The sequence below is a fragment of the Pseudoxanthomonas winnipegensis genome, assembly GCF_004283755.1.
GTDB lineage: Bacteria > Pseudomonadota > Gammaproteobacteria > Xanthomonadales > Xanthomonadaceae > Pseudoxanthomonas_A > Pseudoxanthomonas_A winnipegensis.
Window position 1 is genome coordinate 198971 of record NZ_SHMH01000007.1, and the last position, 23447, is coordinate 222417.

Annotated in this window: 23 protein-coding genes and 2 pseudogenes; 19 read left to right on the top strand and 6 right to left on the bottom strand. The window is 68.9% G+C overall.

Going from position 1 to position 23447, the window contains the following annotated elements; genetic code table 11:
- Window positions 1–96 precede the first annotated feature (96 nt).
- From EAT51_RS14820 to EAT51_RS14875, 12 genes are all read left to right on the top strand, one after another.
- Entirely contained in the window at window positions 97–489 is a 393-nt protein-coding gene (locus EAT51_RS14820) for a PTS sugar transporter subunit IIA (RefSeq protein WP_130521004.1), read from the top strand.
- Complete coding sequence (locus EAT51_RS14825) at window positions 482–751, top strand: HPr family phosphocarrier protein (RefSeq protein WP_130521006.1); 270 nt, start codon at window positions 482–484, stop codon at window positions 749–751. Before EAT51_RS14820 ends, EAT51_RS14825 begins: the two co-directional genes overlap by 8 nt.
- A complete protein-coding gene (gene ptsP, locus EAT51_RS14830; protein ID WP_130521008.1) occupies window positions 751–2481 on the top strand; it encodes a phosphoenolpyruvate--protein phosphotransferase in 1731 nt (576 codons plus the stop codon). The genes EAT51_RS14825 and ptsP overlap by 1 nt, the downstream gene beginning before the upstream one ends.
- Window positions 2482–2626: 145 nt before the next feature.
- Window positions 2627–3985, top strand: coding sequence for a magnesium transporter (gene mgtE, locus EAT51_RS14835; protein WP_130521010.1), 1359 nt, complete (start codon window positions 2627–2629; stop codon window positions 3983–3985).
- Between the two features lie 12 nt (window positions 3986–3997).
- A complete protein-coding gene (locus EAT51_RS14840) occupies window positions 3998–4618 on the top strand; it encodes a DUF1294 domain-containing protein (RefSeq protein ID WP_130521012.1) in 621 nt (206 codons plus the stop codon).
- Between the two features lie 75 nt (window positions 4619–4693).
- Window positions 4694–5476 (top strand): carboxylesterase family protein, encoded by a 783-nt coding sequence (locus EAT51_RS14845; protein ID WP_130521014.1) that lies wholly within the window; start codon window positions 4694–4696, stop codon window positions 5474–5476.
- 75 nt (window positions 5477–5551) lie between these two features.
- Window positions 5552–6280, top strand: coding sequence for a tetratricopeptide repeat protein (locus EAT51_RS14850; RefSeq protein ID WP_130521016.1), 729 nt, complete (start codon window positions 5552–5554; stop codon window positions 6278–6280).
- A gap of 74 nt (window positions 6281–6354) precedes the next feature.
- The gene (locus tag EAT51_RS14855) at window positions 6355–6906 is read left to right on the top strand and encodes a peroxiredoxin (RefSeq protein ID WP_205953632.1); all 552 of its coding nucleotides are present in this window, start codon (window positions 6355–6357) and stop codon (window positions 6904–6906) included.
- Between the two features lie 99 nt (window positions 6907–7005).
- Entirely contained in the window at window positions 7006–10026 is a 3021-nt protein-coding gene (locus tag EAT51_RS14860; protein ID WP_130521020.1) for a ligand-binding sensor domain-containing diguanylate cyclase, read from the top strand.
- Between the two features lie 157 nt (window positions 10027–10183).
- Complete coding sequence (gene parS / locus EAT51_RS14865) at window positions 10184–10618, top strand: type II RES/Xre toxin-antitoxin system antitoxin (RefSeq protein WP_205953628.1); 435 nt, start codon at window positions 10184–10186, stop codon at window positions 10616–10618.
- A complete protein-coding gene (locus EAT51_RS14870) occupies window positions 10618–11079 on the top strand; it encodes an RES family NAD+ phosphorylase (protein ID WP_130554051.1) in 462 nt (153 codons plus the stop codon). Before parS ends, EAT51_RS14870 begins: the two co-directional genes overlap by 1 nt.
- Before the next feature lie 105 nt (window positions 11080–11184).
- On the top strand, window positions 11185–11664 hold the full coding sequence (locus EAT51_RS14875) for a low molecular weight protein-tyrosine-phosphatase (protein WP_130554052.1): 480 nt from the start codon (window positions 11185–11187) through the stop codon (window positions 11662–11664).
- A gap of 100 nt (window positions 11665–11764) precedes the next feature.
- On the opposite strand, the gene mqo is transcribed toward EAT51_RS14875, so the two are convergent.
- Complete coding sequence (mqo, locus tag EAT51_RS14880; protein ID WP_130554053.1) at window positions 11765–13474, bottom strand: malate dehydrogenase (quinone); 1710 nt, start codon at window positions 13472–13474, stop codon at window positions 11765–11767.
- 289 nt (window positions 13475–13763) lie between these two features.
- On the opposite strand from mqo, the gene EAT51_RS20325 reads away from it, so the two are divergent.
- The 4 genes from EAT51_RS20325 (at window position 13764) to EAT51_RS14895 (ending at window position 16283) form a co-directional block, all read left to right on the top strand.
- Window positions 13764–13934: a hypothetical protein gene (locus EAT51_RS20325; RefSeq protein ID WP_165394473.1), complete on the top strand. Its 171-nt coding sequence runs from the start codon at window positions 13764–13766 to the stop codon at window positions 13932–13934.
- A gap of 472 nt (window positions 13935–14406) precedes the next feature.
- The gene (locus EAT51_RS14885) at window positions 14407–15042 is read left to right on the top strand and encodes a hypothetical protein (RefSeq protein ID WP_130521040.1); all 636 of its coding nucleotides are present in this window, start codon (window positions 14407–14409) and stop codon (window positions 15040–15042) included.
- A gap of 126 nt (window positions 15043–15168) precedes the next feature.
- Complete coding sequence (locus tag EAT51_RS14890; RefSeq protein WP_130554054.1) at window positions 15169–15876, top strand: DUF4386 domain-containing protein; 708 nt, start codon at window positions 15169–15171, stop codon at window positions 15874–15876.
- Window positions 15873–16283 carry a DUF6326 family protein gene (locus EAT51_RS14895; RefSeq protein WP_130521043.1) on the top strand — a complete coding sequence of 137 codons (411 nt, stop codon included), beginning with the start codon at window positions 15873–15875 and terminating at the stop codon, window positions 16281–16283. Before EAT51_RS14890 ends, EAT51_RS14895 begins: the two co-directional genes overlap by 4 nt.
- A gap of 60 nt (window positions 16284–16343) precedes the next feature.
- Here the strand turns inward: EAT51_RS14895 and EAT51_RS14900 are convergent, their stop codons facing one another.
- Together EAT51_RS14900 and EAT51_RS14905 are read right to left on the bottom strand one after the other, a co-directional pair.
- Window positions 16344–18338, bottom strand: a complete 1995-nt coding sequence (locus tag EAT51_RS14900) for a M1 family metallopeptidase (protein WP_130521045.1) — start codon at window positions 18336–18338, stop codon at window positions 16344–16346.
- A 101-nt stretch (window positions 18339–18439) separates the two neighbouring features.
- Window positions 18440–18892, bottom strand: a complete 453-nt coding sequence (locus tag EAT51_RS14905) for a CopD family protein (protein ID WP_130521047.1) — start codon at window positions 18890–18892, stop codon at window positions 18440–18442.
- Window positions 18893–18964: 72 nt separating this feature from the next.
- On the opposite strand from EAT51_RS14905, the gene EAT51_RS14910 reads away from it, so the two are divergent.
- Both EAT51_RS14910 and EAT51_RS14915 read left to right on the top strand, forming a co-directional pair.
- Window positions 18965–19558, top strand: coding sequence for a class I SAM-dependent DNA methyltransferase (locus EAT51_RS14910; protein ID WP_130522993.1), 594 nt, complete (start codon window positions 18965–18967; stop codon window positions 19556–19558).
- 91 nt (window positions 19559–19649) lie between these two features.
- Window positions 19650–20891, top strand: coding sequence for a polyhydroxyalkanoate depolymerase (locus EAT51_RS14915; protein ID WP_130535915.1), 1242 nt, complete (start codon window positions 19650–19652; stop codon window positions 20889–20891).
- 83 nt (window positions 20892–20974) lie between these two features.
- Here EAT51_RS14915 and EAT51_RS20920 read toward each other — a convergent pair.
- From EAT51_RS20920 to EAT51_RS14925, 3 genes and pseudogenes are all read right to left on the bottom strand, one after another.
- Window positions 20975–21079: pseudogene (locus EAT51_RS20920) on the bottom strand (sensor domain-containing protein); the annotation flags it as partial.
- A pseudogene (locus EAT51_RS14920) lies at window positions 21056–21880 on the bottom strand (sensor domain-containing protein); the annotation flags it as partial. The pseudogenes EAT51_RS14920 and EAT51_RS20920, both read right to left, overlap by 24 nt.
- Window positions 21877–22242 (bottom strand): PadR family transcriptional regulator, encoded by a 366-nt coding sequence (locus EAT51_RS14925; RefSeq protein ID WP_130521052.1) that lies wholly within the window; start codon window positions 22240–22242, stop codon window positions 21877–21879. The gene EAT51_RS14925 and the pseudogene EAT51_RS14920, both read right to left, overlap by 4 nt.
- Window positions 22243–22371: 129 nt before the next feature.
- On the opposite strand from EAT51_RS14925, the gene EAT51_RS14930 reads away from it, so the two are divergent.
- Window positions 22372–23412 (top strand): magnesium and cobalt transport protein CorA, encoded by a 1041-nt coding sequence (locus tag EAT51_RS14930; RefSeq protein ID WP_228257952.1) that lies wholly within the window; start codon window positions 22372–22374, stop codon window positions 23410–23412.
- Window positions 23413–23447: the final 35 nt, after the last annotated feature.

The following is a 23447-nucleotide window of genomic DNA, read 5'->3' on the forward strand; positions in this document are numbered from 1 at the left end:
AAGCGTGCGCCAACGCGTGCTGCGGCGCATCGCGGGACGGAGAAAACCGTGATCCCAGGTCGATGCGCGCGGCATCAGCCTGTTAATGTTGTCACCATGACCTGTGGCGTCCTGCTCATCACCCATCCCGGCATCGGCCCCTCGCTCCTGGCGGTGGCCGGCGGCATGCTGCGCAACCTGCCGTTGAAGGCCGAGGCCTTCGAGGTGCCCTTCGACGCGGACCTGGACGCGCTGCTGCCGCAGGCCTCGGCCGCGCTGCGGCGCGTGGACGGCGGCGAAGGCGTGCTGGTGCTGACCGACGTCTACGGCGGCTCGCCCAGCAACCTGGCCGCCCGGGTGGCGCGCCTGGGCACGCCGGTGCGGCGCGTTTCGGCGCTGAGCCTGCCGATGCTGCTGCGGGTGATGAATTACCCCGAACAGGGACTGGACGAACTCCCGGCCACCGCGGCGGCCGGCTCACGAAATGGAGCCATCCTCGACGATGCTTGAGCGCGAACTCACCGTCTCCAACGCCTTAGGGCTGCATGCGCGCGCCACCGCCAAGCTGGTCCAGGTGGTCTCGCCCTTCCGCAGCCACGTGACCCTGGCCGCCAAGGGGCGCCAGGTCAACGCCAAGAGCATCATGGGCGTGATGCTGCTGGCCGCCGGCAAGGGCACCCAGGTCACCGTGCGCACCGACGGCGAGGACGAGGCCGCGTGCATGCAGGCCATCGTCGACCTGTTCGAACGGCGCTTCGACGAGGACGCCTGATGAGGAAACTGCTGCCGGGCCACGGGGCTTCGCGCGGCAGTGCCCTGGGTCGCGCGCGCGTGCGCCTGCCGCACGCGCTGGACGTGGCCGAGCAGCGCATCCGCGCGCGCGAGGTCGATGAGGAGCTGGCCCGCCTGCACGGCGCCATCGACGCGGCGCGGGCGGAAATGCGCGAGCTGCGCACGCGCCTGCACGGCGCGCTGGCGCGCGAGGTCGGCGAGTTCCTCGACCTGCACGCCCTGCTGCTGGACGATCCGGAACTGCTGCAGGGCCTGGACGACCTGATCCGCAAGGGCCGCTACGGCGCCGACTACGCCCTGCGCCTGCAGCGCGACCGCCTGGCGGCCGTGTTCCGCGACATGGACGACGCCTACCTGAAAAGCCGCATGGACGATCTGGACCATGTGATCGGGCGCATCCATGCTCATCTGCACAGCCGCGCCATCGATCCGGAAGGCCTGGCCGGCGAGATCCTGGTCAGCGATACGGTCGCCCCTTCCGAACTGGCGCAGCTGCAGGCGCAGGGCGTGGTGGCGGTGGTCACCTCCACCGGCAGCCCGCTCTCGCACAGCGCCATCCTGGCGCGCAGCCTGCACATGCCGCTGGTGGTGGGCTGCAGCGCGGCGCTTGCCAAGATCAACGACGGCGATGCGCTGATCGTCGATGGCGAGACCGGCGAGGTGGTGGTCGAACCCTCCGCCGCAGACCTACGCGAGTTCCGCCAGCGCCTGAAGGATCTCAAGCGCGAACAACGCGAGCTCGGCCGCCTGCGCAGCAAGCCCACCCGCACGCGCGACGGCGTGGACATCGCGCTGCACGCCAACGCCGAATCGCGCGAGGACGTGGCCCAGGCCCATGCGCTGGGCGCGGCCGGGATCGGGCTGTACCGCACCGAGTTCCTGTTCCTGCAGCGCGCCGAGCTGCCCAGCGAGGAAGAACAGTTCCACACCTATCGCGACGTGGTGCTGGGCATGAGCGGGCGGCCGGTGACCATCCGCACCCTGGACCTGGGCGCGGACAAGGCCGATCGCACCGGCCTGGCCCTGCGCGGCGAGGCCAACCCGGCGCTGGGCCTGCGCGGCGTGCGCCTCTCGCGTGCGCATGGCGAGGTGTTCGACACCCAGCTGCGCGCCATCCTGCGCGCCTCCGGCTACGGCCCGGTGCGCGTGCTGGTGCCGATGGTGGCCATCCGCGAGGAACTGCTCGACGTGCGCAAGCGCCTCAAGCGCCTGGCCCGGCAGCTGGTCAAGGAAGGCCACGAGATCGCGGCGCAGGTGCAGATCGGCGCGATGATCGAGGTGCCGTCGGCGGCGATCTGCGTGGAGCACTTCATCGACCTGGTCGATTTCCTCTCCATCGGCACCAACGACCTGGTGCAGTACCTGCTGGCGGCCGACCGCAACAACGAGGCGCTGGGCGAGCTGTATTCGCCGCTGCGCCCGGCGCTGCTGCATCTGCTCGACGGCGTGCTGCGCGCCGGCCGCCGCCACGGCAAGCAGGTCGCGGTGTGCGGCGAGATCGCCGGCGACCCGGCGATGGCGCCGATCCTGCTGGCCCTGGGGCTGGAACACTTCAGCCTGCATCCCTCGCACATGCTCGAACTGCGCCGCACCATCCGCGGCCACGACCGCGGCGCGCTGCTCAAGGCCGCCCCCGCCCTGCTCAAGGCGCGCGACCGCAGCGGCATCGAGCGCTGGCTGGCGAAGTCAGGAGCGAACAACGAGACGTGAGGGCAGGCCGGTGCTTCGCCTATTGCCTCCATGCTCTTCACGCACTCATGGCTTAAAAGCGATAATGCCGCGATGAACACCTGACCTGCAGCGCATCGTCCATCGGCGAGGCGGTGCTTCCACCGACCGCACAGGGGCCATGCGCATGGCAGAAGCCGTCCGCCACGACAAGACCGCACGCCAGCTGCGCCTGCTTTCCGATGCGCTGGACAGCGGTCGTCTGGGGCCGGTGCGGCGCCTGGTCAACACGCTCTCGCCGGCCGAGATCGGCAACCTGCTCGAGTCGCTGCCACCGGGCAAGCGCGAGGTGGTCTGGGGCCTGGTCGATCCGGAGGACGATGGCGAGGTGCTGGTCCACGTCGGCGAGGAAGTGCGCGAAAGCCTGCTGGCCGAGATGGACCCCGACGAAATCGTCGCGGCGGTCGAGGACCTGGACATCGACGACCTGGCCGATCTGGTCGAGGACCTGCCCGACACGGTCATCGACGAGGTCCTCAAGTCGATGGACCGCGAGAACCGCGAGCGCCTGGAGCAGGTGCTGTCCTACCCTGAGGACAGCGCCGGCCGCCTGATGAATCCCGACGTGGTCACGGTGCGGGCCGACGTCAACATCGAGGTGGTGCTGCGCTACCTGCGCCTGCGCGGCGAACTGCCCGACCACACCGACTACCTGTTCGTGGTCAGCAAGAAGCACCAGTACCTGGGCCGCGTGCCGCTGGCCGCGCTGGTCACCCACGAGCCGTCTACGCCGATCAACCGCCTGATCGACGACGAGCAGCCGGCCATCGACGTGGAGGAGCGCTCGGAGGAAGTCGCGCGCAAGTTCTCCGACCACGACTGGGTCTCGGCGCCGGTGGTGGACGACAACAACATCCTGATGGGCCGCATCACCATCGACGACGTGGTCGACATCATCCGCGACCAGGCCGAGCACCAGGCCATGAGCGCGGCCGGCCTGGACGAGGACGAGGACCTGTTCTCGCCGATCCGGCGCGCCTTCCGCCGGCGCATGCTGTGGCTGGGCATCAACCTGGGCACGGCCTTCATCGCCTCCTCGGTGGTCAGCCAATTCGAAGGCACCATCGCCAAGATCGTCGCGCTGGCCGCGCTGATGCCGATCGTGGCCGGCATGGGCGGCAACGCCGGCACCCAGGTGCTGGCGCTGATGGTGCGCGGCCTGGCGCTGGGACAGATCGGCGCCTCCAACGTTTACGTGCTGCTGCGCAAGGAGCTGGGCGTGGCGCTGATCAACGGGCTGGGGCTGGGCACGCTGCTGGGGCTGATCGTGCTGGTGTGGTTCCGCCAGCCTGGCCTGTCGCTGGTGATCGGCACCGCGCTGACGCTCAACCTGCTGACCGCCGCGGCCGGCGGCGTGGCCGTGCCGCTGGCGCTCAAGCGCATGGGCTTCGACCCGGCGCTGGCCGGCAGCGTGATCCTGACCACCCTCACCGACGTGATGGGCTTCATGAGCTTTCTTGGCCTGGCCACCCTGGTGCTGCTCTGAAGGAGCGGGCGGATGCGCGACGGCGAGCGGCTGGGCAAGGTGACCGAGTGGCACGACGCGCGCGGCTACGGCTTCATCCAGCCAGTGGACGGGCCGAAGCTGTTCTTCCACATCCGCGACTACCAGCAGCAGGGGCGCAGGCCGGAGGTGGGCGAATGGCTGCGCTATACGCAGGGCCAGGGCCGCGATGGGCAACCCGCGGCCAAAAGGGTCCGCCGCGTCGTCCCCCCGAGCGCATCGGCCAGGCAACGCGCGGCAGCTAACGCGCCTCAGGCCTGGCATGGAGGCTGGCCGGGCTGGTGCATGCTGGTCGCCTACGGGCTGGTTCTTGCGTGGCTGGCCTGGTCCCATCGCGTGCCGGACTGGGGCGTGATCGGCGTGCTGGCGATGAGCGGCGTGACCTGGACCGCGTACGCCCTGGACAAACGTGCAGCCGGATCCAACGCATGGCGCACACCGGAACAGACGCTGCATCTGCTGGAATTGCTTGGCGGCTGGCCTGGGGCGCTGATCGCGCAACGCAGTCTGCGTCACAAGAACCGAAAGCGGAGCTATCAGATCGCGTTCTGGTCGCTAGTGGCGATGCACTGTGCGGTCCTGGCGCTGCTGGTCTACTGGCGTCCGTGGGCATGATCTGCTGCAGCACGCCATGCGTAAGCCGAGCCAGGGACCTAGGATGCGCGCTGTGTCCGCAGGATCATGCGTTTCATGAAAAGGTTCTCCCTGTTGTTGCTTTGTTCCCTGCTCGCCGCCTGCGCCACCGGGCCTGAGACCATGTCCGGACGCTTCGTCGAACGCAGCGTGCAGGTCGATGGTGCGACGCATCGCTACCAGGTGTTCGTCCCCTCGCCGACCGCCTATCAGGGTGCGCCGGCGCTGGTGTTGTTCCTGCATGGCTCGGGCGAGCGCGGCCGCGACAATCGCAAGCAGCTCGACGCCGGGCTCGGCCCGTATCTGCAGCGGCACCGGCGCGACTTCCCCGCGCTGGTGGTCCTGCCGCAGGTGCCCGACGAGGAGGAATGGACCGGCACCAACGCACGCGTCGCGCTGGCCGCGCAGGCGGCGACGCTGGCCGAGTTCCAGGCCGATCCCGCGCGCGTCTACGCCACCGGCATCTCGATGGGCGGCTACGGCACCTGGGAAGTCGCGCTCCTGGCGCCGGAGCGGTTCGCCGCGCTGGCGCCGGTGTGCGGCGCGGTGCATCCGCCGCGCCCGCAGCGGCCGAGCCTGCGCGTCACCCCGGTCGACGGCCTGGCCGATCCCTATGCCGCCATCGCCACGCGGCTGGGCGGCACGCCGATCTGGATGTTCCATGGCGCGCAGGACGATATCGTCCTGCCAGAAGACGACCACCGGCTGGTGGCCGCCTTCGAGGCCGCCGGCCATCCGGTGCGCTACACCGAGTATCCGCACGGCAATCACAACGTCTGGGATGTCACCTACGCCGACCCGGCGCTGTGGGCCTGGCTGTTCGCCCAGCGCCGGGAATAAGCCTCACAGCAGTCTCCCACCGCACAACGCGGCGATGGCCCACTTTCTCCACTGCCGGAACAAGGAAGCCTGCACATGTCCTGGAACCGATCGCTGCTGCTGATTTCGCTGGTCCCCGCCGTGGCCTGGGCCCAAACGGAGATTGTGGAAAGCCGTCTTTACTACAGCGCTGAGCCGGGTACCGGTCATGCCTATCGCAAGGACGTCGGCAAGGCGACCACCACGATGCTCCAGGGCGATGTCGACACAGCCATGCCGCTGCTGCAGCCGGCCCTTGCCTACTGCGATGCGCAGCGCAGCCAGCCTGGACGCAGGGCAATGAGCTTTTCCAGCCGCCGCGAATACGCGCAATACATGGCCGACGCCGGCAACGGCGAGCCCACCGAGTGGCTGGATATCGCCTGCGCGATGGCCTACCAGCAGGCAGGCTACGGACTGGCGCAGTTGCACAGGTTCGAGGAGGCGTTGCGCCTGCTGGACACGGCCATCGCGGTGGGACCTTACTACCCCAGTGCCTGGACCGAAAAGGGGTTTGTGCTCAATCAATTAGGGCGGCCCGCCGAGGCCCTGGACGCGTACAACACCGCGCTCGAACTTGGCCGCAGTCACACCGAAGCGGCCTACATCCAACCAATGGCGCTGCGTGGGATCGGGTTCTCCAGAACCGAACTAAAAGATCTGGACGGGGCCCGGGCGGCCTATGAACAGTCCCTGCAGTTGGAACCCGGCAACTCGACCGCGCTGCACGAGCTGGACTACATCGCCCAGCAACAGCATCCTGCTCCCGCCCAGGCTACCCCATAGGCGCCCGTGGCGGCCCGGCGCATTCCTACACGAAAGCTGGCGTATAACGACCGCACCCCAATCGGAGCATGACCATGAAGAATTTCCTGCCACGTGCCGTGGCGCTGGCGGTCTCGCTATGCGTTGCGGCGACCGCCTCGGCCGCGCTGAAGACCGGCGCTGAGGCCCCCGCCTTCAGCGCGCCGGCCTATCTGGCCGGCAAGCCCTTCACCTTCACCCTGGCCGATGCGCTGAAGAAGGGCCCGGTGGTGGTTTATTTCTTCCCCGCCGCCAACACCGCCGGCTGCAACCTGGAGGCGCACCTGTTCTCCGAGGCGGTGGACCAGTTCAAGGCGCATGGCGCCACGGTGATCGGCGTGACCGCCGGCAACACCGACCAGCTGGCGGACTTCTCCAAGAACACCGAGACCTGCGGCGGCAAGTTCCCGGTGGCGGCCGACGCGGGCGCCAAGATCGCCGCGCAGTACGACGCCACCCTGGCCGAGAAGCCCGGCTGGTCCGACCGCACCTCGTATGTGATCACGCCGCAGGGCAAGGTCGCCCACGTCTACTCCGACCGCAGCCCCAAGCTGCACGTGCAGGAAACGCTGGATGCGGTGAAGGCCCTGGAGCACAGCGCGCACTGAATGCTGCAACGCATCACGTTCCCGGAAGGCCCCGCCCGCGCGCGGGGCCTTTTTCTTGCATGGGAGTCTGCATAATCGGGCCAAGGGGAGAACCGTCGCATGTCCAAGGCCAGGGCCATCCTGTGGATGCTGCTGTGCTGCGCCATACCTGCCACGCAGGCTGCGGCCGGCGCCGCGGCGAGCGTGCGTCCGCTCGACCTCACCGATCTGGAGGCGCCGGCCTTCACCAACTTCGGCCAGGACGAGGGGCTGCCGGACGCGGGCGTGTCTTCGACCTGTGTGGACAAGAATGGCTTCGTCTGGGGCGCCACGCCGGCCGGCGTGTACCGCTACGACGGGCGCCGCTGGATGGCGGTGGACGAGCCGGCGCTGCGGCACTCGGCCACGCATGTGTTCGTCGACCACGGCGGGCGGGTGTGGGCGGCGTTCCGCAATACCGGCCTGGCGGTCTATGACGGCAAGCGCTGGCAGGCGGCCAACACCGACACCGGTCTGCCCTCCAACCAGATCAAGCATTTCGCCGAGACCACCGACCCCAGCGGCGAGGTGGTGCTGTGGGCGCTGACCTGGGATCACGGCCTGATGCGCCTGCGCGACGGGCGCTGGGAGCTGGATCCTGGGAATGCCTCGCTGCCGGCCGACCCGCTGCGGTCGATGGCCCAGACCCGGCAGCTGGGCGTGCCCGGCCGGCAGTGGCTGGGCACCAACGCGCGCGGCCTGTGGTACCGCGATCCGGGCCAGGTCGCCTGGCGGCGCTGGGAAGGTCATCAGTTCGACGTGGCCCAGGTCGAGGACCTGATGCCGGTGATGCAGCAGGGCCGCGAGGAACTGTGGATCTCCACCTACACCGGCGGCCTGTGGCGCATGCGCGCCGACGGCCTGCGCCACTGGAGCCACGACCACGACGGCCTGCCCAGCAACGTGATCTACAACGTGGCCAATACCGCGCTGCCGGACGGCAACCGCGCGATCTGGGTCGCCAGCCGCGCCGGCCTGCTGCGCCTGCACGAGGACACCCTGCAAGTGTTCAACCGCCGCCACGGCCTGCGGTCGGACGTGATCCGCGACGTGATCGCCTGGCGCAGCCCCGACGGGCTGGACGTGCTGTGGATGGCCAGCGACTGGGGCGTGACCCGCACCGTGCTCGGCGCCAGCCCCTGGGTGATCGCCTCGCTGATGGGCTCGGACGGGCTGGGCGTGTTCGGCTTCCTGGTCGAACCCGACGGCCAGGGCGGCGAGCGGCTGTGGGTGAGCTCCTCGGGCGAAGGCCTGTCGCTCTACCAGGGCCGCCAGTGGCACCACTTCGGCCAGGACGAGGGCGTGCCGCCGGACGCCAACATCGGCTCGGTGATCGCCACCCACGACGAGGCCGGACGCGGCACCTACTGGGTCAGTCTGCGCGGCGGCGTGGTGCTGCGCAGGCCGCCGGGCCAGTCGCGTTTCGCGCCGATCGCCACGCCCTGGAAGCACACCGAGGGCGAACTGCTCTACGACACCCTGGTGCGCACCTACGAGGGCCGGCGCGAGCAGTGGTTCGCCACCCGCGAGACCGGCCTGTACCGGCTGCGCGACGGCGCCTGGACGCGCTTCCCGCCGCCGGTGAGCAACGCCCCCTGGCGCGCGCTGCGGGTGCTGGACGTGGTCGATGCGCAGGGTCGTTCGTGGCTGTGGGCGGCCACCAACCACGGCCTGGCGCGCTTCGACGGTACACGCTGGGACACGCTGGGCACGGACCTGGGGCTGACCGACACCAACGTCATCGGCCTGAGCCTGATCCCCGACGCCGGGCACCGCCAGATCCTGTGGCTGGGCACCAGCAGCGCCGGCGTGGCACGCGTGGACATCAGCGACCCACGCCAACCCCGGCTACTGCCCGAGCCGCTGCCACCACCACCCGACCCCAGCGTCTACAACGCCCAGGTCGACAGCAAGGGCCGGGTCTACCTGTGCACCAACAACGGCGTGCAGTTGCTCACCCCGACCGCGCGCGGTTACGAGAGCCGCATCTTCGGGCGCCACGACGGTCTGCTGCACCAGGAATGCAACTACGTGCAGTTTCTGGACCGGCACGACCGCTTCTGGACCGGCACGCTGGGTGGGCTGGCGGTCTACGACCCAAGGCGTGAGCTGCACGACACCCAGCCCAAGCCGCTGCGCGTGACCGGCCTGCGGATCGACGGCCGCCCGGTGGCCGGACCCGCGCTGGAGGTGCCGCCGGGCAAGCGCGAGCTGCGCATCGACTACGCGCTGCTGTCCTGGTTCCGCGAGGCCGACTCGCGCTTCCGCACCCAGCTGCTCGGCTACGACACCGCGCCGGGCGACTGGACCGAACAGAATTTCCGCAGCTTCAACGCGCTGCCGCCAGGCCACTACCGCCTGCGCGTGGAGGCGCGCGACCATGCCGGCAACACGAGCACGCCATTGGAAGTGCCGATCAACATCCAGGCCGCGTGGTGGCAGACGCCGGGCGCGCGGGTGGCCGCGGGGTTCGCCGTGCTGCTGGTCGGCTACGGGCTGGCGGCCTGGCGCACGCGCCGCCTGCGCGAACAGCGTCGCGTGCTGGAACAGCGCGTGCGCGAGCGCACCGCCGAACTGCACGAAGCCAACGAACGCCTGCGCACCCTGTCCTACCGCGATGAGCTCACCGGCCTGGACAACCGCCGCCGCCTGCTGGAAGTGGTCTCGCCCTCGCCGGACGGTCCCCTGCCACGCGCCCTGATCCTGCTGGACGTGGACCACTTCAAACGCTTCAACGACCGCTTCGGCCACCCCGCCGGCGACGAGGCCCTGCGCCAGGTCGCCGCGGCCATGCGCGACTGCGCCGGCGCACAGGCCACCGTCGCCCGCCACGGCGGCGAGGAGTTCGCCTGTGTGCTGCCGACCACCGACGCGCAGCACGCGCTGGACGTGGCCGAATGCATCCGCAAGGCCGTGGCCGCCTGCGAGCTGCGCGTGCCCGGCCAGGACGCGCCCTGGCATATCACCATCAGCGCCGGCGTGGCCATCGCCATGGTCCGCACCCGCGAGGACACGCTGCGGCTGTTCAACGACGCCGACCTGGCGCTGTACCAGGCCAAGCACGAGGGCCGCGACCGGGTGCAGCTGCATCGTCCGCTGTAGGCACGCATCTTGGAACCCGCCTCCGATGCGCTAGGGCGTGGTCGTCGACATGCCGCCGGGTTCGAAACGCCCAGGCCCGCAAAGGCGGCACCTTGACCCCCGGCAATCTGCCCCATACATTGACGGCAAGTTGCCGTAAGGCCGCAGGAGGTGCATCTTGTCCACCATCATCGAAGAAGTCGCACGAAAGCTCGGCGGACCGTCGGTGCTGGGGCGCGATATTCGCTCACAGGCCGACCTGGCGCTGCTGGTACGCCATCGCTTGCCCTTGCTCGCGCTGCGCGGGCTGACGCAGGCCGGGATCAGCGAGCAGGAAATCGAACGCTTCGTCATCCCGCAGCGCACGCGACGCCACCGGGCAGAGAAGGCGCAGCCGCTGACCGTGGAAGAATCGGACCGCGCGGTGCGGCTGCTCCGCGTCCAGACCCTGGCCGAAGACACCTTCAAGGACACGCAGAAGGCGCATCTCTGGCTGCGCAAGCCCTTGGGGGTGCTGAGCCATGAGACCCCGCTCGATGTCGCACAGACCGAGGCCGGCGCCCGGCTCGTGGAAGCCGTGCTGGCCAGGATCGCCTGGGGCGCCGCCGCCTGATGCTGCTGTGGCGTTTGTCCGGCGAGGACTTCGCCCAGGTCTTCGATGGGGGTTATGGGCTGCTGTACGACGGCCGCTGGAATACCGTCGGGCATGCGCTCACCTACTGCGCCACTTCTCCGTCCCTGTGCGTGCTGGAGAAGCTGGTCCACATCCAGGACCCCGAGCTGATGCCGCCGCAGGTCATGGTGCGCTACGAGGTTCCAGATGACCTCGCAATGGAAACGATCGAGGTGACCTCCCTGCAGCCAGGATGGCGCCTGGACGAAACGCTGACCCAGCAGTATGGCGATCGCTGGCATGAGGCCAGGACGGCACCGCTGCTGCGCGTCCCATCGGCGATCGTGCCCCTGGACGGTGCGCCGGACCGGAACGTGCTGATCAACCATCGCCATCCGCAGACGGCGGGGATCAGGCTCCTTTCCATCGAGCCGTTCGAATTGGATATCCGGCTGTTCTGAGCCGGCGCGGTCGTAGGCCGAAGTTGCCTTCGCCGACCAATGCGTCGCATCGCAAAGCCCATCGCACGCTCTAGGATGTCGTCCCCTTTCCGGCAATCCGTCGCCATGTCAGAGACCAACCCCTCGGTGCTGTTCGTCTGCACCGGCAACATCTGCCGCTCGCCCACCGCGCAGGCGCTGCTGCTGCGCAAGGCGGCGGCGCAGGGCATCGAGGTGGACACCGACAGCGCGGCGGTCACCGACGAGGAAGTCGGCAATCCGCCCGACCGCCGTGCCCTGCAGGAGCTGCAGCGGCGCGGCGTGCCCATGCCGCCGCATCGGGCCCGGCTGATCGAGGCGCGCGACTACCGCCATTTCGACCTGATCCTGGGCATGACCGCCCAGCATGTGCGCGCCATCGAGCGCCTGGCCCCGCCCGATGCGCGCGCCCGGATCGGCCTGCTGATGGAGTACGCGCCAGGCCAGCGCGCGATCGATGTCCCCGATCCCTGGTACGGCGGACCCCAGGATTTCGTGAAGGCCTTCGACATGATCGAGGCCGGCGTGGACGGCCTGCTACGCAGCTGGACGCTGGAGCGCGACTGAGGCGGATCGCTCGCAACAAAAAGCCCGCGGCACGGGGCCGCGGGCTTGGCGTTGCGTCGTCGCGGACCGGCCGCTTGGCGGGGCGATCGGGATCGCAGGCTTACAGCGCCTGCATCGCCTTGTTGGTCTTGTCCTCGGTCTTGACCGGCACTTCGGGCTGCGGCTGCACCGCCGGCTCGGCGGCCGGGGCGGGCTGTAGGCCGGCGTTGTCCGGCACCTCGATGTAGGGCAGGTGCAGCGTCTCGCTGGTCATGCGCCGGATCCGGTTGGTCAGCGCCGCGCTCTTGTTGAGCTCCTGGCCGTAGCTGGGCACGATCTGCTCCAGCTTCTGCTTCCAGCCGGCTTCCATCTGCTTGGGGAAGGCCTGGGCCATCAGCTTGAGCATGATCGGCGGCGAGGTGGACGCGCCCGGCGAGGCGCCCAGCAGCGCGGCGATGGTGTCGTCCTGGTCGGTGACGATCTCGGTGCCGAACTGCAGGCTGGTCTTGCCGGTCGCCGGGTCGCGCTTGATCACTTGCACGCGCTGGCCGGCGGTGACCAGCTTCCAGTCCTCGCGCTTGGCGCTGGGGTAGTACTTGACCAGTTCGGCCTGGCGATCGGCGTCGGTCAGCTCGGCCTGCTGCAGCAGGTACTTGACCAGGTCCAGGTTCTCCTCGCCCACCTTGAGCATGCCGCCCACGTTGTGCTGGTTGACCGAGGAATACAGGTCCCACTGCGAGCCGGCCTTGAGGAACTTGGTGCTGTACAGCGCAAACGGCCCGAACAGCACGACCGGCTTGCCGTCCAGCTTGCGCGCGTCGATGTGCGGCACCGACATCGGCGGCGAGCCGGTATCGGCCATGCCATAGACCTTGACGTCGTGGCGGCCGGCGATGGCCGGCGCCTGGAAGGCCAGGAACTGGCCGCCCACCGGGAAGCCGGCATAGTTCTTCGCCTCGGGGATGCCCGACATCTGCAGCAGCTTCAGCGCCGCACCGCCGGCACCGATGAACACGAAGCGCGAGCGGACCGTGCGCAGCTGGTCGGACTTGAGGTCCCGCACGGTGACGTTCCAGGTCTTGTCCTGGTTCTGGTGCAGGCCCTGCACCTCGTTTTGCAGGTTGAGGTGGAAGTGCGGGTTCTTCTGCAGGGCCGCGGTGAGCTGGTTGGTGATCACGCCGAAGTTCACATCGGTGCCCAGCGGCATGTAGGTGGCGGCCACCTTCTGCGCCGGATCGCGGCCTTCCATCACCAGCGGTGCCCAGGCCTTGATCTGCGCAGGATCGGTCGAGTACTGCATGCCGTAGAACAGCGGATTCTTGACCAGCGCGTCGTGGCGCTTGCGCAGGTACTCGATGCGGTCATTGCCCCAGACGAAGCTCATGTGCGGGGTGGGATTGATGAAGTCCGACGGGGTTCCCAGCCGGCCCTCGCGCACTTGGTGCGACCAGAACTCGCGCGAGACCTCGAACTGCTCGGCGATGCCGACCGCGCGCTTGGTCTCGATGGAGCCGTCGGGCAGCTCCGGGGTGTAGTTGAGCTCGGCGAAGGCCGAGTGTCCGGTGCCGGCGTTGTTCCAGCCGTTGGAGCTCTCCAGCGCCACGCCGTCCAGACGTTCGAACAGCTGCACGTTCCAGTCCGGCTCTAGTTCCTGCAGATAGGTGGCCAGGGTGACGCTCATGATGCCGCCGCCGACCAGGACCACATCGACCGACTGGTCGCTGTCGGGCTTGGGGCCGGCCACGTTCTTGATGGGCCAGAACAGGAAGACGACGCCGACCACCAGCAACAGCAGGACGGCGCCGAGAAGGAATTTGAGGAATTTTTTCATCACGTATGGGGGATCGCGGGGGGAGACGAGTACGACTGAGCGGGAGGGCGTGACGCAAAAACGTCATTGCACGCCACATCCTGTATCGCGCGGATATCAAACCACAGCGCTCGGGACGATACTGCGTCAAAGGGTCTTCCTGTCCCGTTGGGCGGGATGCGATCCCGTCTTGAACCTCGCTTTGGGTGCCCGCGGGTCGTCCATGTAAGGCAACCGGCCTCGACGCGCGGCCTTCACAGACGGCTGACGAGGCCGCTGTCATTGATGCAGCACGTTCCACGAGATGCTTATGACGACACTGCGTAGCTCCAAGGCCATGCCGCCGGATATCGAATTCTCCCGCCCGCGCGAGGACAAGCGCGCCGCGCAACGCCAACTGCAGGACCGCCTGGACGCCTTCGAACGCGCCGGCGGCCGGGTCGAAAAACTCGGCAACACGCCGCTGCGCAAGCGCGGCTGACTACCGAAGCTGCACCACCATCGAGCGCTTCTTCCCCGCTGAGCTGATCTCTCCCGATAAGCCAGCTGAGCTCATCTCTCTTGGTGGGCTTGCTGAGCTATGTGTTGTAGGCCTGCTGAGCTCATCGTCCTTGGTGGGAGCAACTGTCTCCTTAAATCTCAGAGGCCTGCATGTAGAGCGGAGCTTGTGGCAATCCCCTTTTGGGAACTCCGCTGCTCTTCGGTCGATTCGTGGGGAAAGCTCCAGCGGAGCAAGCTCCGCTCTACAGAAGGCGCCATGGCGGCTCCCACGGATGTCACTGCTTGTGCGGGCAATCGACTGCGATCAATTACCCGCCTACGGCGCTGCCCCAGCAACAACTGATCCCCAAACTCGCCTACTCAGCCAGCGGCATGCCGTCATCGCCTAGAATGCGCGCCCCTGCCGGCGTCTGCGCCGTTCCTCGGCGTTCGCCGTCCGCTCGAAGTCCTCGATGAATCAGCTCGCCCATTGCGTCCTCCACTACGCGCGCAGCCTGTGGGAGACCCAGCAGTTGCTGCCACCGGGCGACGCCGCCGACAGGCATGCCGCGGCGCATGCGCGCACCAACCTGCATCTGGCCAGCCTGGCCGGCTCGGTCGCCGCATTGACCGAGGCGCAGCGCGTGGACCTGGCGCGCGCCGCGCTGCGCGGCTGGCCGCTGCACGTGGCCGGTACCGTCGAAGACGCGCCCGATCCGGTGCGCCTGGCGCTGATGGCGGGCCGCGCCCCGACGCCGCTGCACGCGCTACCGGACGGGCTGACGCCATGTATCGACGCCTCGCTGGCCGCCATCGCCCTGCGCAGCCTGCGCTACGCGCTGGAACTGACCGCGCTGCTGCCCGACCCGACCCGCCAGCCGCTGCCCGATGACGCCTCGCCGCTGCTGCTCAGCGCCGCGGCGGCCGTGGACGAGCAGCAGGCCGTGTTGTGGGACACCATCGAGAAGGTCGGCGCCGACGAAGCGGCGCAGCTGGCCGACGCCGCGCGCGCCATGTTCGACAGCGCCGCGCCGGGCAGCCAGGACGCCGAGCTGCTGGCCTACTTCGCCAGCGGCATGTTCGGCCAGCGCACCTGCGCGCACCGCTGAAGCGCACCGCCGCACGCCGCCGAAGGCCTCCGCCTGCCCGCGCATGACTTCCGGCAGTCACTGCCGACAGGACAGGGGCGGTAGCTTGCACTCACTCTCAATGCGCGCGCAGGCGCGGGACCGCCGGTGGCAACCCAAGGATCGATCGCGCGCTGGACCGGGGCGGTATACCTGGTCGTGGTACTCACCGGCATATTCAGCCTGGCCTATGTGCCGGGCCAGCTGCGCGCCGTGGGCGACCCCAGCGGCATGCTCGAACATATCGTGGCGCGGCAGCGGCTGTTCCAGGCCGGCATCGCGTCCTTCGTACTGGAGCAGTTGGCCTTCCTGGCGCTGCCGTTCCTGCTCTACCGCCTGCTGCGCCACGTGCAGCGCACCCTGGCCGCCGCGATGGTGGTGCTGGCGGTGATCGCGGTGCCGATCGCCCTGATCGCCGCCGCCCATCGACTGGATGCGCTGACCGCGCTGACCGATCCGGGCCTGGACGCGGTGTCGAGCAACCTGCGCGAGGCCCTGGCCCTGCATTCGATGACGGCCTACCGGAACGCGATCTTCATGGCGACCCTGTTCTGGGGCCTGTGGCTGCTGCCGCTGGGGCTGCTGGTCTATCGCTCGCGGCAATTGCCGCGCGTGCTGGGCGCCGCGCTGATCCTGGGCGGTCTTGGCTATGTGTGCAACGTGTTCGGCGCGCTGCTGGTACCGGGCTACGACCAGGGCGCCTTGTCGAACTACACGACCCTGCCGGCGGCGTTCGGCGAGATCGGCCTGTGCCTGTGGCTGCTGCTGTTCGGCATGCGACCGGTCGCCTCCACCCTGACGGACACGCTGGAATGAGCTCCCTTCTGCAAGACACGCCCGTCCCCGTGCGCCAGCGCCTGTCGGCGGCCTGGGGCGCGCTGATGTTCTGCTATCTGTATGGCGACTACTTCGGCCTATACACGCCGGACAAGCTCAAGGGCATGCTCGCCGGCGAAGGCCCGGTCGGCGCCTACAGCGAGGGCTCGCTGGTCGGGGTCTGCCTGATGATGGCGGTGCCGGCGCTGATGGTGCTCGGCGCGCTGCTGCTGCCGGCGCGCCTGTGCCGCTGGCTCAACGTGCTGCTGGGCATGGCCTACACCGCGATCATGCTGCTCACCCTGCCCGGCGCGCGGCCGTATTACCTGGTGCTGGGCGGGATCGAGATCGTCCTGTCGCTGAGCATCGCCGTCATCGCCCTGCGCTGGCCGCGCGCGAGGGCCTGACCAACCGGCCGCACGGACCGGCGCGGGCATCGCCCGGGCCGGTCCGTGATCCAGGCGGCCTCAGGCGCCGGGGACGGCGCTGTTGTTGGCGCGGTCGGCGTCGGGCAGCACGTGGTCGGGGTCGATCGTCACCTTGGACACCGGCTTGCGCGTGGCCAGCAGCAGTTGCGGCGCGGCGCGCTGGATCCAGGTCTCCACCGGCACGCGCCGATCCTCATGCGTGCCATCGGTGTAGTCGATGCGCAGCGTGGCCGGCATCACCAGCTTCTGCCGGTTCTCCAGCGTCACCGCCAGGCCCTTGGCCGCATCGCCATCGACGTACCTGGCCGCGCTGATGCCCAGGTCCAGCTGCCAGTTGTTGAAGTACCAGCCGCGCCACCACCACGACAGGTCCTCGCCGGCCTCGCTTTCCATGAAACGGAAGAAGTCCGACGGCGAGGGGTGCTTGTAGGCCCAGGTGGCGATGTACTTGCGGAACGCCGGATCGAAGCGCGCCGGTCCCAGGATCTGCTCGCGCAGCAGCACCAGACCCAGCGCGCCCTTGAAATAGGTCACCGGATGGCGGTACTTCTCGCTGGTCGCATCGGCCAGGTCCATCAGCGTGGGCGCGTCCTTGTCGGCCAGCACCGGCAGGATCTCATCGACCGGGTTGCCGCCCTTGGGCGCGTATTCGCCGTCGCGCTTGGGCGCGTACTCGCCGTGGTTGAAGGCGTCGGAGGCGTAGACGTCGATGAAGGTGTTGAAGCCTTCGTCCATGAAGGCATGGCGGCGCTCGTTGGAGCCGACGATCATCGGGAACCAGCCGTGGCCCAGCTCGTGCGCGGTGATCCAGAACAGCTTGTCGTCCTTGTCCTCGTAGCCGTCGAACACGATGCCGGGATATTCCATGCCGGCGCCGTGGCCGCCCAGGTTGACCGCCACCGGCCACGGATAGGCGTACCACTTGTCCGAGAAGTGCTCGATGGCGCCCTTGACGTATTCGGTCGAACGCACCCAGTTGGCCGCGCCTTCCACCGGGTAGACCGACATGGCCAGCGCCTGCTTGCCGGCCGGCAGGTTGATCCGCGCGGCGTCCCAGACGAACGCCGGCGAGGCGGCGAAGGCCACGTCGCGGGTATGGTCCATGTGGAAGCGCCAGGTCTGGGTGCCGCTGCGCACGGGCCGGCTGGCCGGGTCGGTGACCTCCTCGGGGGTGCGGATCATCACCGTCTTGTCGCTGGCCTGCGCCTGCTTGAGCCGCGCGCGCTGGGTGGCGGTCAGGACCTCATCGGCATTGGTCAGCGCGCCGGAGCCGGCGACGATGTAGTTCCACGGCACGGTCACGGCGTAGTCGAAATCGCCGTACTCCAGGTAGAACTCCGAGCCCAGATACGGCTGCGTGTCCCAGCCACGCAGGTCGTCGTAGACGGCCATGCGCGGATACCACTGGGCGATCTCGAAGATGTCGCCGTTCTTGGTCGGGGTGACCGCGGTGCGTCCACCCCACTCGCCCGGCACCACGTAGCGGTAGGCGATATGCAGCTTGAGCACGCCGGTCCTGGCGGCCAGGTCGGTCGGCAGGTCCACGCGCATGCGCGTGTCGTCGACCAGATACCGCACCGGCACGCGCTTGCCGCCCTGCTCGACCTCGACGCTGGCGATGGTCATGCCGTCGCTGCCGGGCGAGGTGCGGCCGGGACGCGCGGTGCGGGTGCTGGCCGCGCGCGAATCGGCGCGGTAGATGTTCTGGTCCAGCTGCAGCCACAGCACGTCCAGCGCGTCGGGGCTGTGGTTGCTGTAGGTGATGGTCGCCTCGCCGCTCAGCGTGTGGCTGGCCGGGTCGATGCTGGCCTTGAGCGCGTAATCGGCGCGGTTCTGCCAGAACAGCGGGCCGGGCTTGCCGGCGCCGCCGCGCACGGCCGTGGCCGGCGTGGGCAGCTGCAGCGGGGCGAAAGCCTCCAGCGGCTTGAAGCCGGTGTCCTGGGCGGCGGGCTCGGCGGCCTGCGCGGCCACGCAGGCCAGCAGGGAGGACAGCAGGACCAGGGCGTGCAGCCCACGGCGACGGGACGCGGTCATGGCGTGGCGGGATCCGGGCGGAGAGGGGGACTTCGAATCCTACCTTGCAGTCCGGTCAGGTCATGGGCCATTGGTCCTGGGCGCGGCCCGCCGCGGATGGTCTAGAACGGTTTGGCCAGCACCAGGTAGACGATCACCACCAGCCCCAGCACGGGCAGCTCGTTGAACCAGCGCAGCGCCCGACCCGAGGGCAGCGCGCCGCCGCGCGCCACGCGCTTGAGCCAGCGCCCGGACACCACGTAGTGCGCCAGCACCAGCACCACCAGCGCCAGCTTGGCGTGCAGCCAGCCGCTGCCCGGACCGACCATGGTCGGGAAGTCCGGGATGAAGCGGTAGCCCAGCCACAGCACCAGGCCCAGCACCAGCGCGATGCCGAACATCATGTGCCCGAAGCGATACAGCCGCCGTCCCATCAGCACCAGCCGCGCCTGCACCTCGGGCTGGCCGGCGCTTTCGGCCAGGTTGACCAGGATGCGCGGCAGGTAGAACACCGCCGCCATCCACGCCACCACGAACACCACATGGAGGGTCTTGACCCAGAAATAAGCCTGCATCGAATCGGCTCCGTGGCGCGCGCAGCTGCGAAGAGGCGATCATTGTCGCTCATCCCTTCCCAGGCCCGCATCTTGGACAAGCGCTACGACGCCGCCTATTTCCAGCACTGGTATCGCGGCGGCGACATCGGCGGCAGCGCGCGGCTGGCGCGCAAGGTCGCCCTGGCGGTCAGCTGCGCCGAGTACTGGCTCGAACGCCCCATCCGCACCGTGCTGGACATCGGCTGCGGCGAAGGCGCCTGGCGCGCGCCGCTGCGCAAGCTGCGGCCCAAGGCGCAGTACCTGGGCTTCGACAGCAGCGACTACGCCGTGCGCCGCTTCGGCGCGCGCCGCAACCTGCACCTGGCCGCCTTCGGCGATTTCCAGTGGCTGCGCCCGTGCGCGCCGGTGGATCTGCTGGTGTGTTCGGACGTGCTGCACTACCTGCCCGACGCCGAACTGCGCCGCGGCCTGCCCGGCCTGGCCGAGCTGTGCGGCGGGGTGGCGTTCCTGGAGACCTTCGCCGCGGAGGACGCGTTCGAGGGCGACCACGTCGGCTTCCAGGCGCGGCCGGCAGCGTGGTACCGGCGCCAGTTCAGGCGCGCCGGGCTGCGCGCGGCCGGCTCGCACTGCTGGCTCGGCCCGGCTCTGGCCGCCGAGGCGGCGGCGCTGGAAGCCAGCCCCTGAGCCGGTCCACGGCGCTTTCATGTGGCGCGCCCGCCGTTGGGCTATCCTGCGCCGCGGCAACCGCCTGATCCAGCACGGTTTTGTTCCTATGATGCTTTACCAGTGGCATGAAATGGGCCGTCAGTGGATGGCCCCATGGGTCCACCTGGCCGACGCCAGCTCGCGCATTTTTTCCGATCCCAACAGCTGGCTCTCGGCCCTGCCGGGCGCCGAGCGCATCTCGGCCTACAACGAGCTGATGCATCGGCTGGGCAAGGATTACGAGAAGCCCGACTGGGACATCGGCGAGGTCGAGGTCGATGGCCACACCCTGCCGGTGATCGAGCAGGAGATCATCGCCAAGCCGTTCTGCCGGCTGCTGCGCTTCAAGCGCTTCACCGACGATCAGGCGGTGATCGCCGGGCTCAAGGCCCAGCCCGCCGTGCTGGTGGTCGCGCCCCTGTCCGGCCACCACGCCACGCTGCTGCGCGACACCGTGCGCACCCTGCTGCGCGACCACAAGGTCTATGTGACCGAATGGATCGACGCGCGCCTGGTGCCGGCCGAGCAAGGCGGTTTCGGCCTGGAGGACTATGTCGCCTACATCCAGGAATTCATCCGCCATATCGGCGCCGACAAGCTGCACGTGATGAGCGTGTGCCAGCCCACGGTGCCGGTGCTGGCCGCGGTGTCGCTGATGGCCAGCGCGGGCGAGACCACGCCGCGCTCGCTGGTGATGATGGGCGGGCCGATCGACGCGCGCGTCAGCCCGACCCAGGTCAACGACCTGGCCACGCGCAACCCGCTGTCCTGGTTCGAGCACAACGTCATCCATACCGTGCCGGTGAACTACCCCGGCCACGGCCGCGCGGTCTATCCGGGCTTCCTGCAGCACGCCGGCTTCATCGCCATGAATCCCAGCCGCCACTTCCAGTCGCACTGGGACTTCTACGCCGACCTGGTCAAGGGCGACCTGGAAGACGCCGACGCCCACCGCCGCTTCTACGACGAATACAACGCGGTGCTGGACATGCCGGCCGAGTTCTACCTGGACACCATCCGCGTGGTCTTCCAGGAGTTCCTGCTGCCGCGCGGGCTGTGGACGATCGACGGCGTCAAGGTCGATCCGTCGGCGATCACCGGCACCGCGCTGCTGAGCATCGAGGGCGAACTGGACGACATCGCCGGCCTCGGCCAGACCAAGGCCGCGCACGGACTGTGCACCGGCATTCCCAAGGCCAGGCGCAAGCACATCACCGTCGAAGGCGCCGGCCATTACGGCATCTTCAGCGGCCGCCGCTGGCGCGAGTCGGTCTATCCCGACGTCAAGGCCTTCATCGCCAAGTACAACTGAGGCAGAAGTGAGTGGAGAGGAGTGAGGAGTGAGCAAAAGCACCGCCTCTCCACTCACTCCTCGCTTCGCTCACTCGTCGTCTCTCACACCACCGGCGTGCGCACCAGCAGGTGCTTGGCGAGCCAGCCGTGGAAACGCCCGATCCAGCGCGCCAGATGCAGGGTCAGGAACAGCAGCAGGAATCCGGCCACCGACACGACGATCACGATCCACGGGCCGGTGTCCAGCACGGTCTCGCCGTTCGCCCAGACCACGTACTGGCTGCCGCTCAGCAGGCTCAGCGGCGAGAGCAGGCAGGCGAACGCGGTGGACCCCAGCGCGACGATCAGCGTGAAGTAGGCGATGCCCAGCGGCAGCATCAACAGCAGGTAGAGCATCGCCGTCCAGGTGCCCGCATCGGTGAACAACTCCCCCAGACGCTTGAACCAGGACTTGTCGCGCTGGGTATAGAGCGGGCGCCGCGGCATGCGCACGCCGAGCAGGACTTCGACGATGCGTCCCTCGACCAGCGACAGCAGGCGCACCGACATCAGGAACAGCAGCAGGATCGGGATGCCGATGATCAGGATCAGCAGACCGACCGACAGGCTGGCGCCGGTCACCACCCAGCTGAAGTAGAAGACGCCGGTGGCCATCGACAGCAGCATGTAGAACAGCGCGCCGTAGGTGCGCGGATCGGCGGCCACGCCGAAGAAGCGCCCCAGCCAGGAGCGACGCGGCGGCGGCGGCGGCGGGCGCAGCGCGCGGCTCACCGTGACCTCGGTCTGGCGATAGATGTCGGCCACCTCCTCCGGCGCGCCGTAGCTGCCGGCGACCGAGGCGATCACCTCGGCCTCGCTCCTGCCGGGCTGCTCGGCCAGCTCGGCGCGCAGATACTCCTCGGCGTCGTAGAGCGCGTCCTGGATCATGGCCGGGTCGGCGCCCTTCAGTGCCGCACGCAGCTGGTCCAGGTACTCGGGGATGGTGGTGGGCAAACCTTGTGCGTTCATGCGGTGGTCCCCTTGAGGACAAGATCAACGGAATCTCGGGTGGCGCGCCAGGCGGCGGCCCATTGCGCCAGGACCTGTCGGCCCGCGGCGGTGATGCGGTAGTAGCGGCGCGGCGGGCCGGACGCCGACGGCTCGACCTCGCTCTCCAGCAGGCCGGCGGCCTCCAGATTGCGCAGCACCGGATACAGCGCGCTCTGCTTGCCGGCCAGCACGCCCTGGCCCAGCTGCTCCATGCGCTTGGCGATCAGATAGCCGTACAGCGGCTCCTCGGCCTGGGCCAGCACCGCCAGCAGCGCGAGCGAGACGGTGCCGGCGCTGAGCTCCTTCTGGAACTTCTTCAGTTGGCTGTCGACATCGACCATGGACGCGGCGTGCGGGCACTAGGTTGAACACAACACTAGTGTGAACTTGGGACTAGTGGATGTGCCGGTGGTCATGCCCGCGGCGGATCGTGTTGCCGCCTTCAGCCGCCCGGGCGCAGGATGCCGCGCATGACCCTGCTCCCGCATACCGACTCCCTGCCCCCCGTCCCGCAACCGCCTTCGGCCCCTGGCAACCCGGCCTGTGTGATCACCTGCGCCGCCTACGACCGGCAAGGCACGCGCACCAACCTGACCCTGGACGAGATCAGCGACGTGCTGGCCCGCGACGACGGCTCGTTCGTCTGGGTCGGCCTGTACGAGCCCGAGGAACACGTCCTGCTGAAGCTGCAGGAGGAGTTCTGCCTGCACCCGCTGGCCGTCGAGGACGCCGGCAAGGCGCACCAGCGGCCCAAGCTGGAGACCTACGGCCACTCGCTGTTCATGGCCATGCACACCGTGCAGGTCATCGACGAACGCATCCGCTACGGCGAGACCCAGGCCTTCCTCGGCCAGCGCTATCTGATCACCGTGCGCCACGGCGCCTCGCTGTCCTACACCCCGGCGCGCCAGCGCATCGAGCGCGAGCCGGAGTTGCTCAAGCTCGGCCCGGCCTACTGCCTGTACACCGTGCTGGACTTCATCGTCGACAACTACCTGCCGATCATCGAGGAGTCGCGCGGCACGCTGTTCACCCTGGAACGCGACATCTTCTCCGAGACCTACCGCGGCGCGGTGGTGCGCCGGCTGTACGACCTCAAGCGCGAACTGACCCTGATGCGCGTGGCGGTCGGGCCGCTGCAGGACGTCCTGGCCCAGTTGGTGCGCACCCAGAACCCGCTGGTGCCCGAGGAGATCCGCCTGTACATGCGCGATGTCCACGACCACGCGCTGCGCGTCAACGACGGCATCGACACCCTGCGCGAGATGCTCGGCACCGCGCTCAGCGTCAACCTGTCGCTGGTGACCCTGGGCCAGGGCGAGACGGTCAAGCGGCTGGGCGCCTGGGCCGCGCTGCTGGCGGCCCCGACCCTGATGACCAGCTGGTACGGCATGAACTTCGAAGGCATGCCCGAGCTGCACGCGCGCTTCGGCTACTGGGTGCTGATCGGCGCGGTCGCGGTGACATGCGGCGTGCTGTACGTGCTGTTCAAGCGGGCGCGCTGGCTCTGAGCGGCGCCGCCGCGCGGGCGGCTACTAGACCAAAG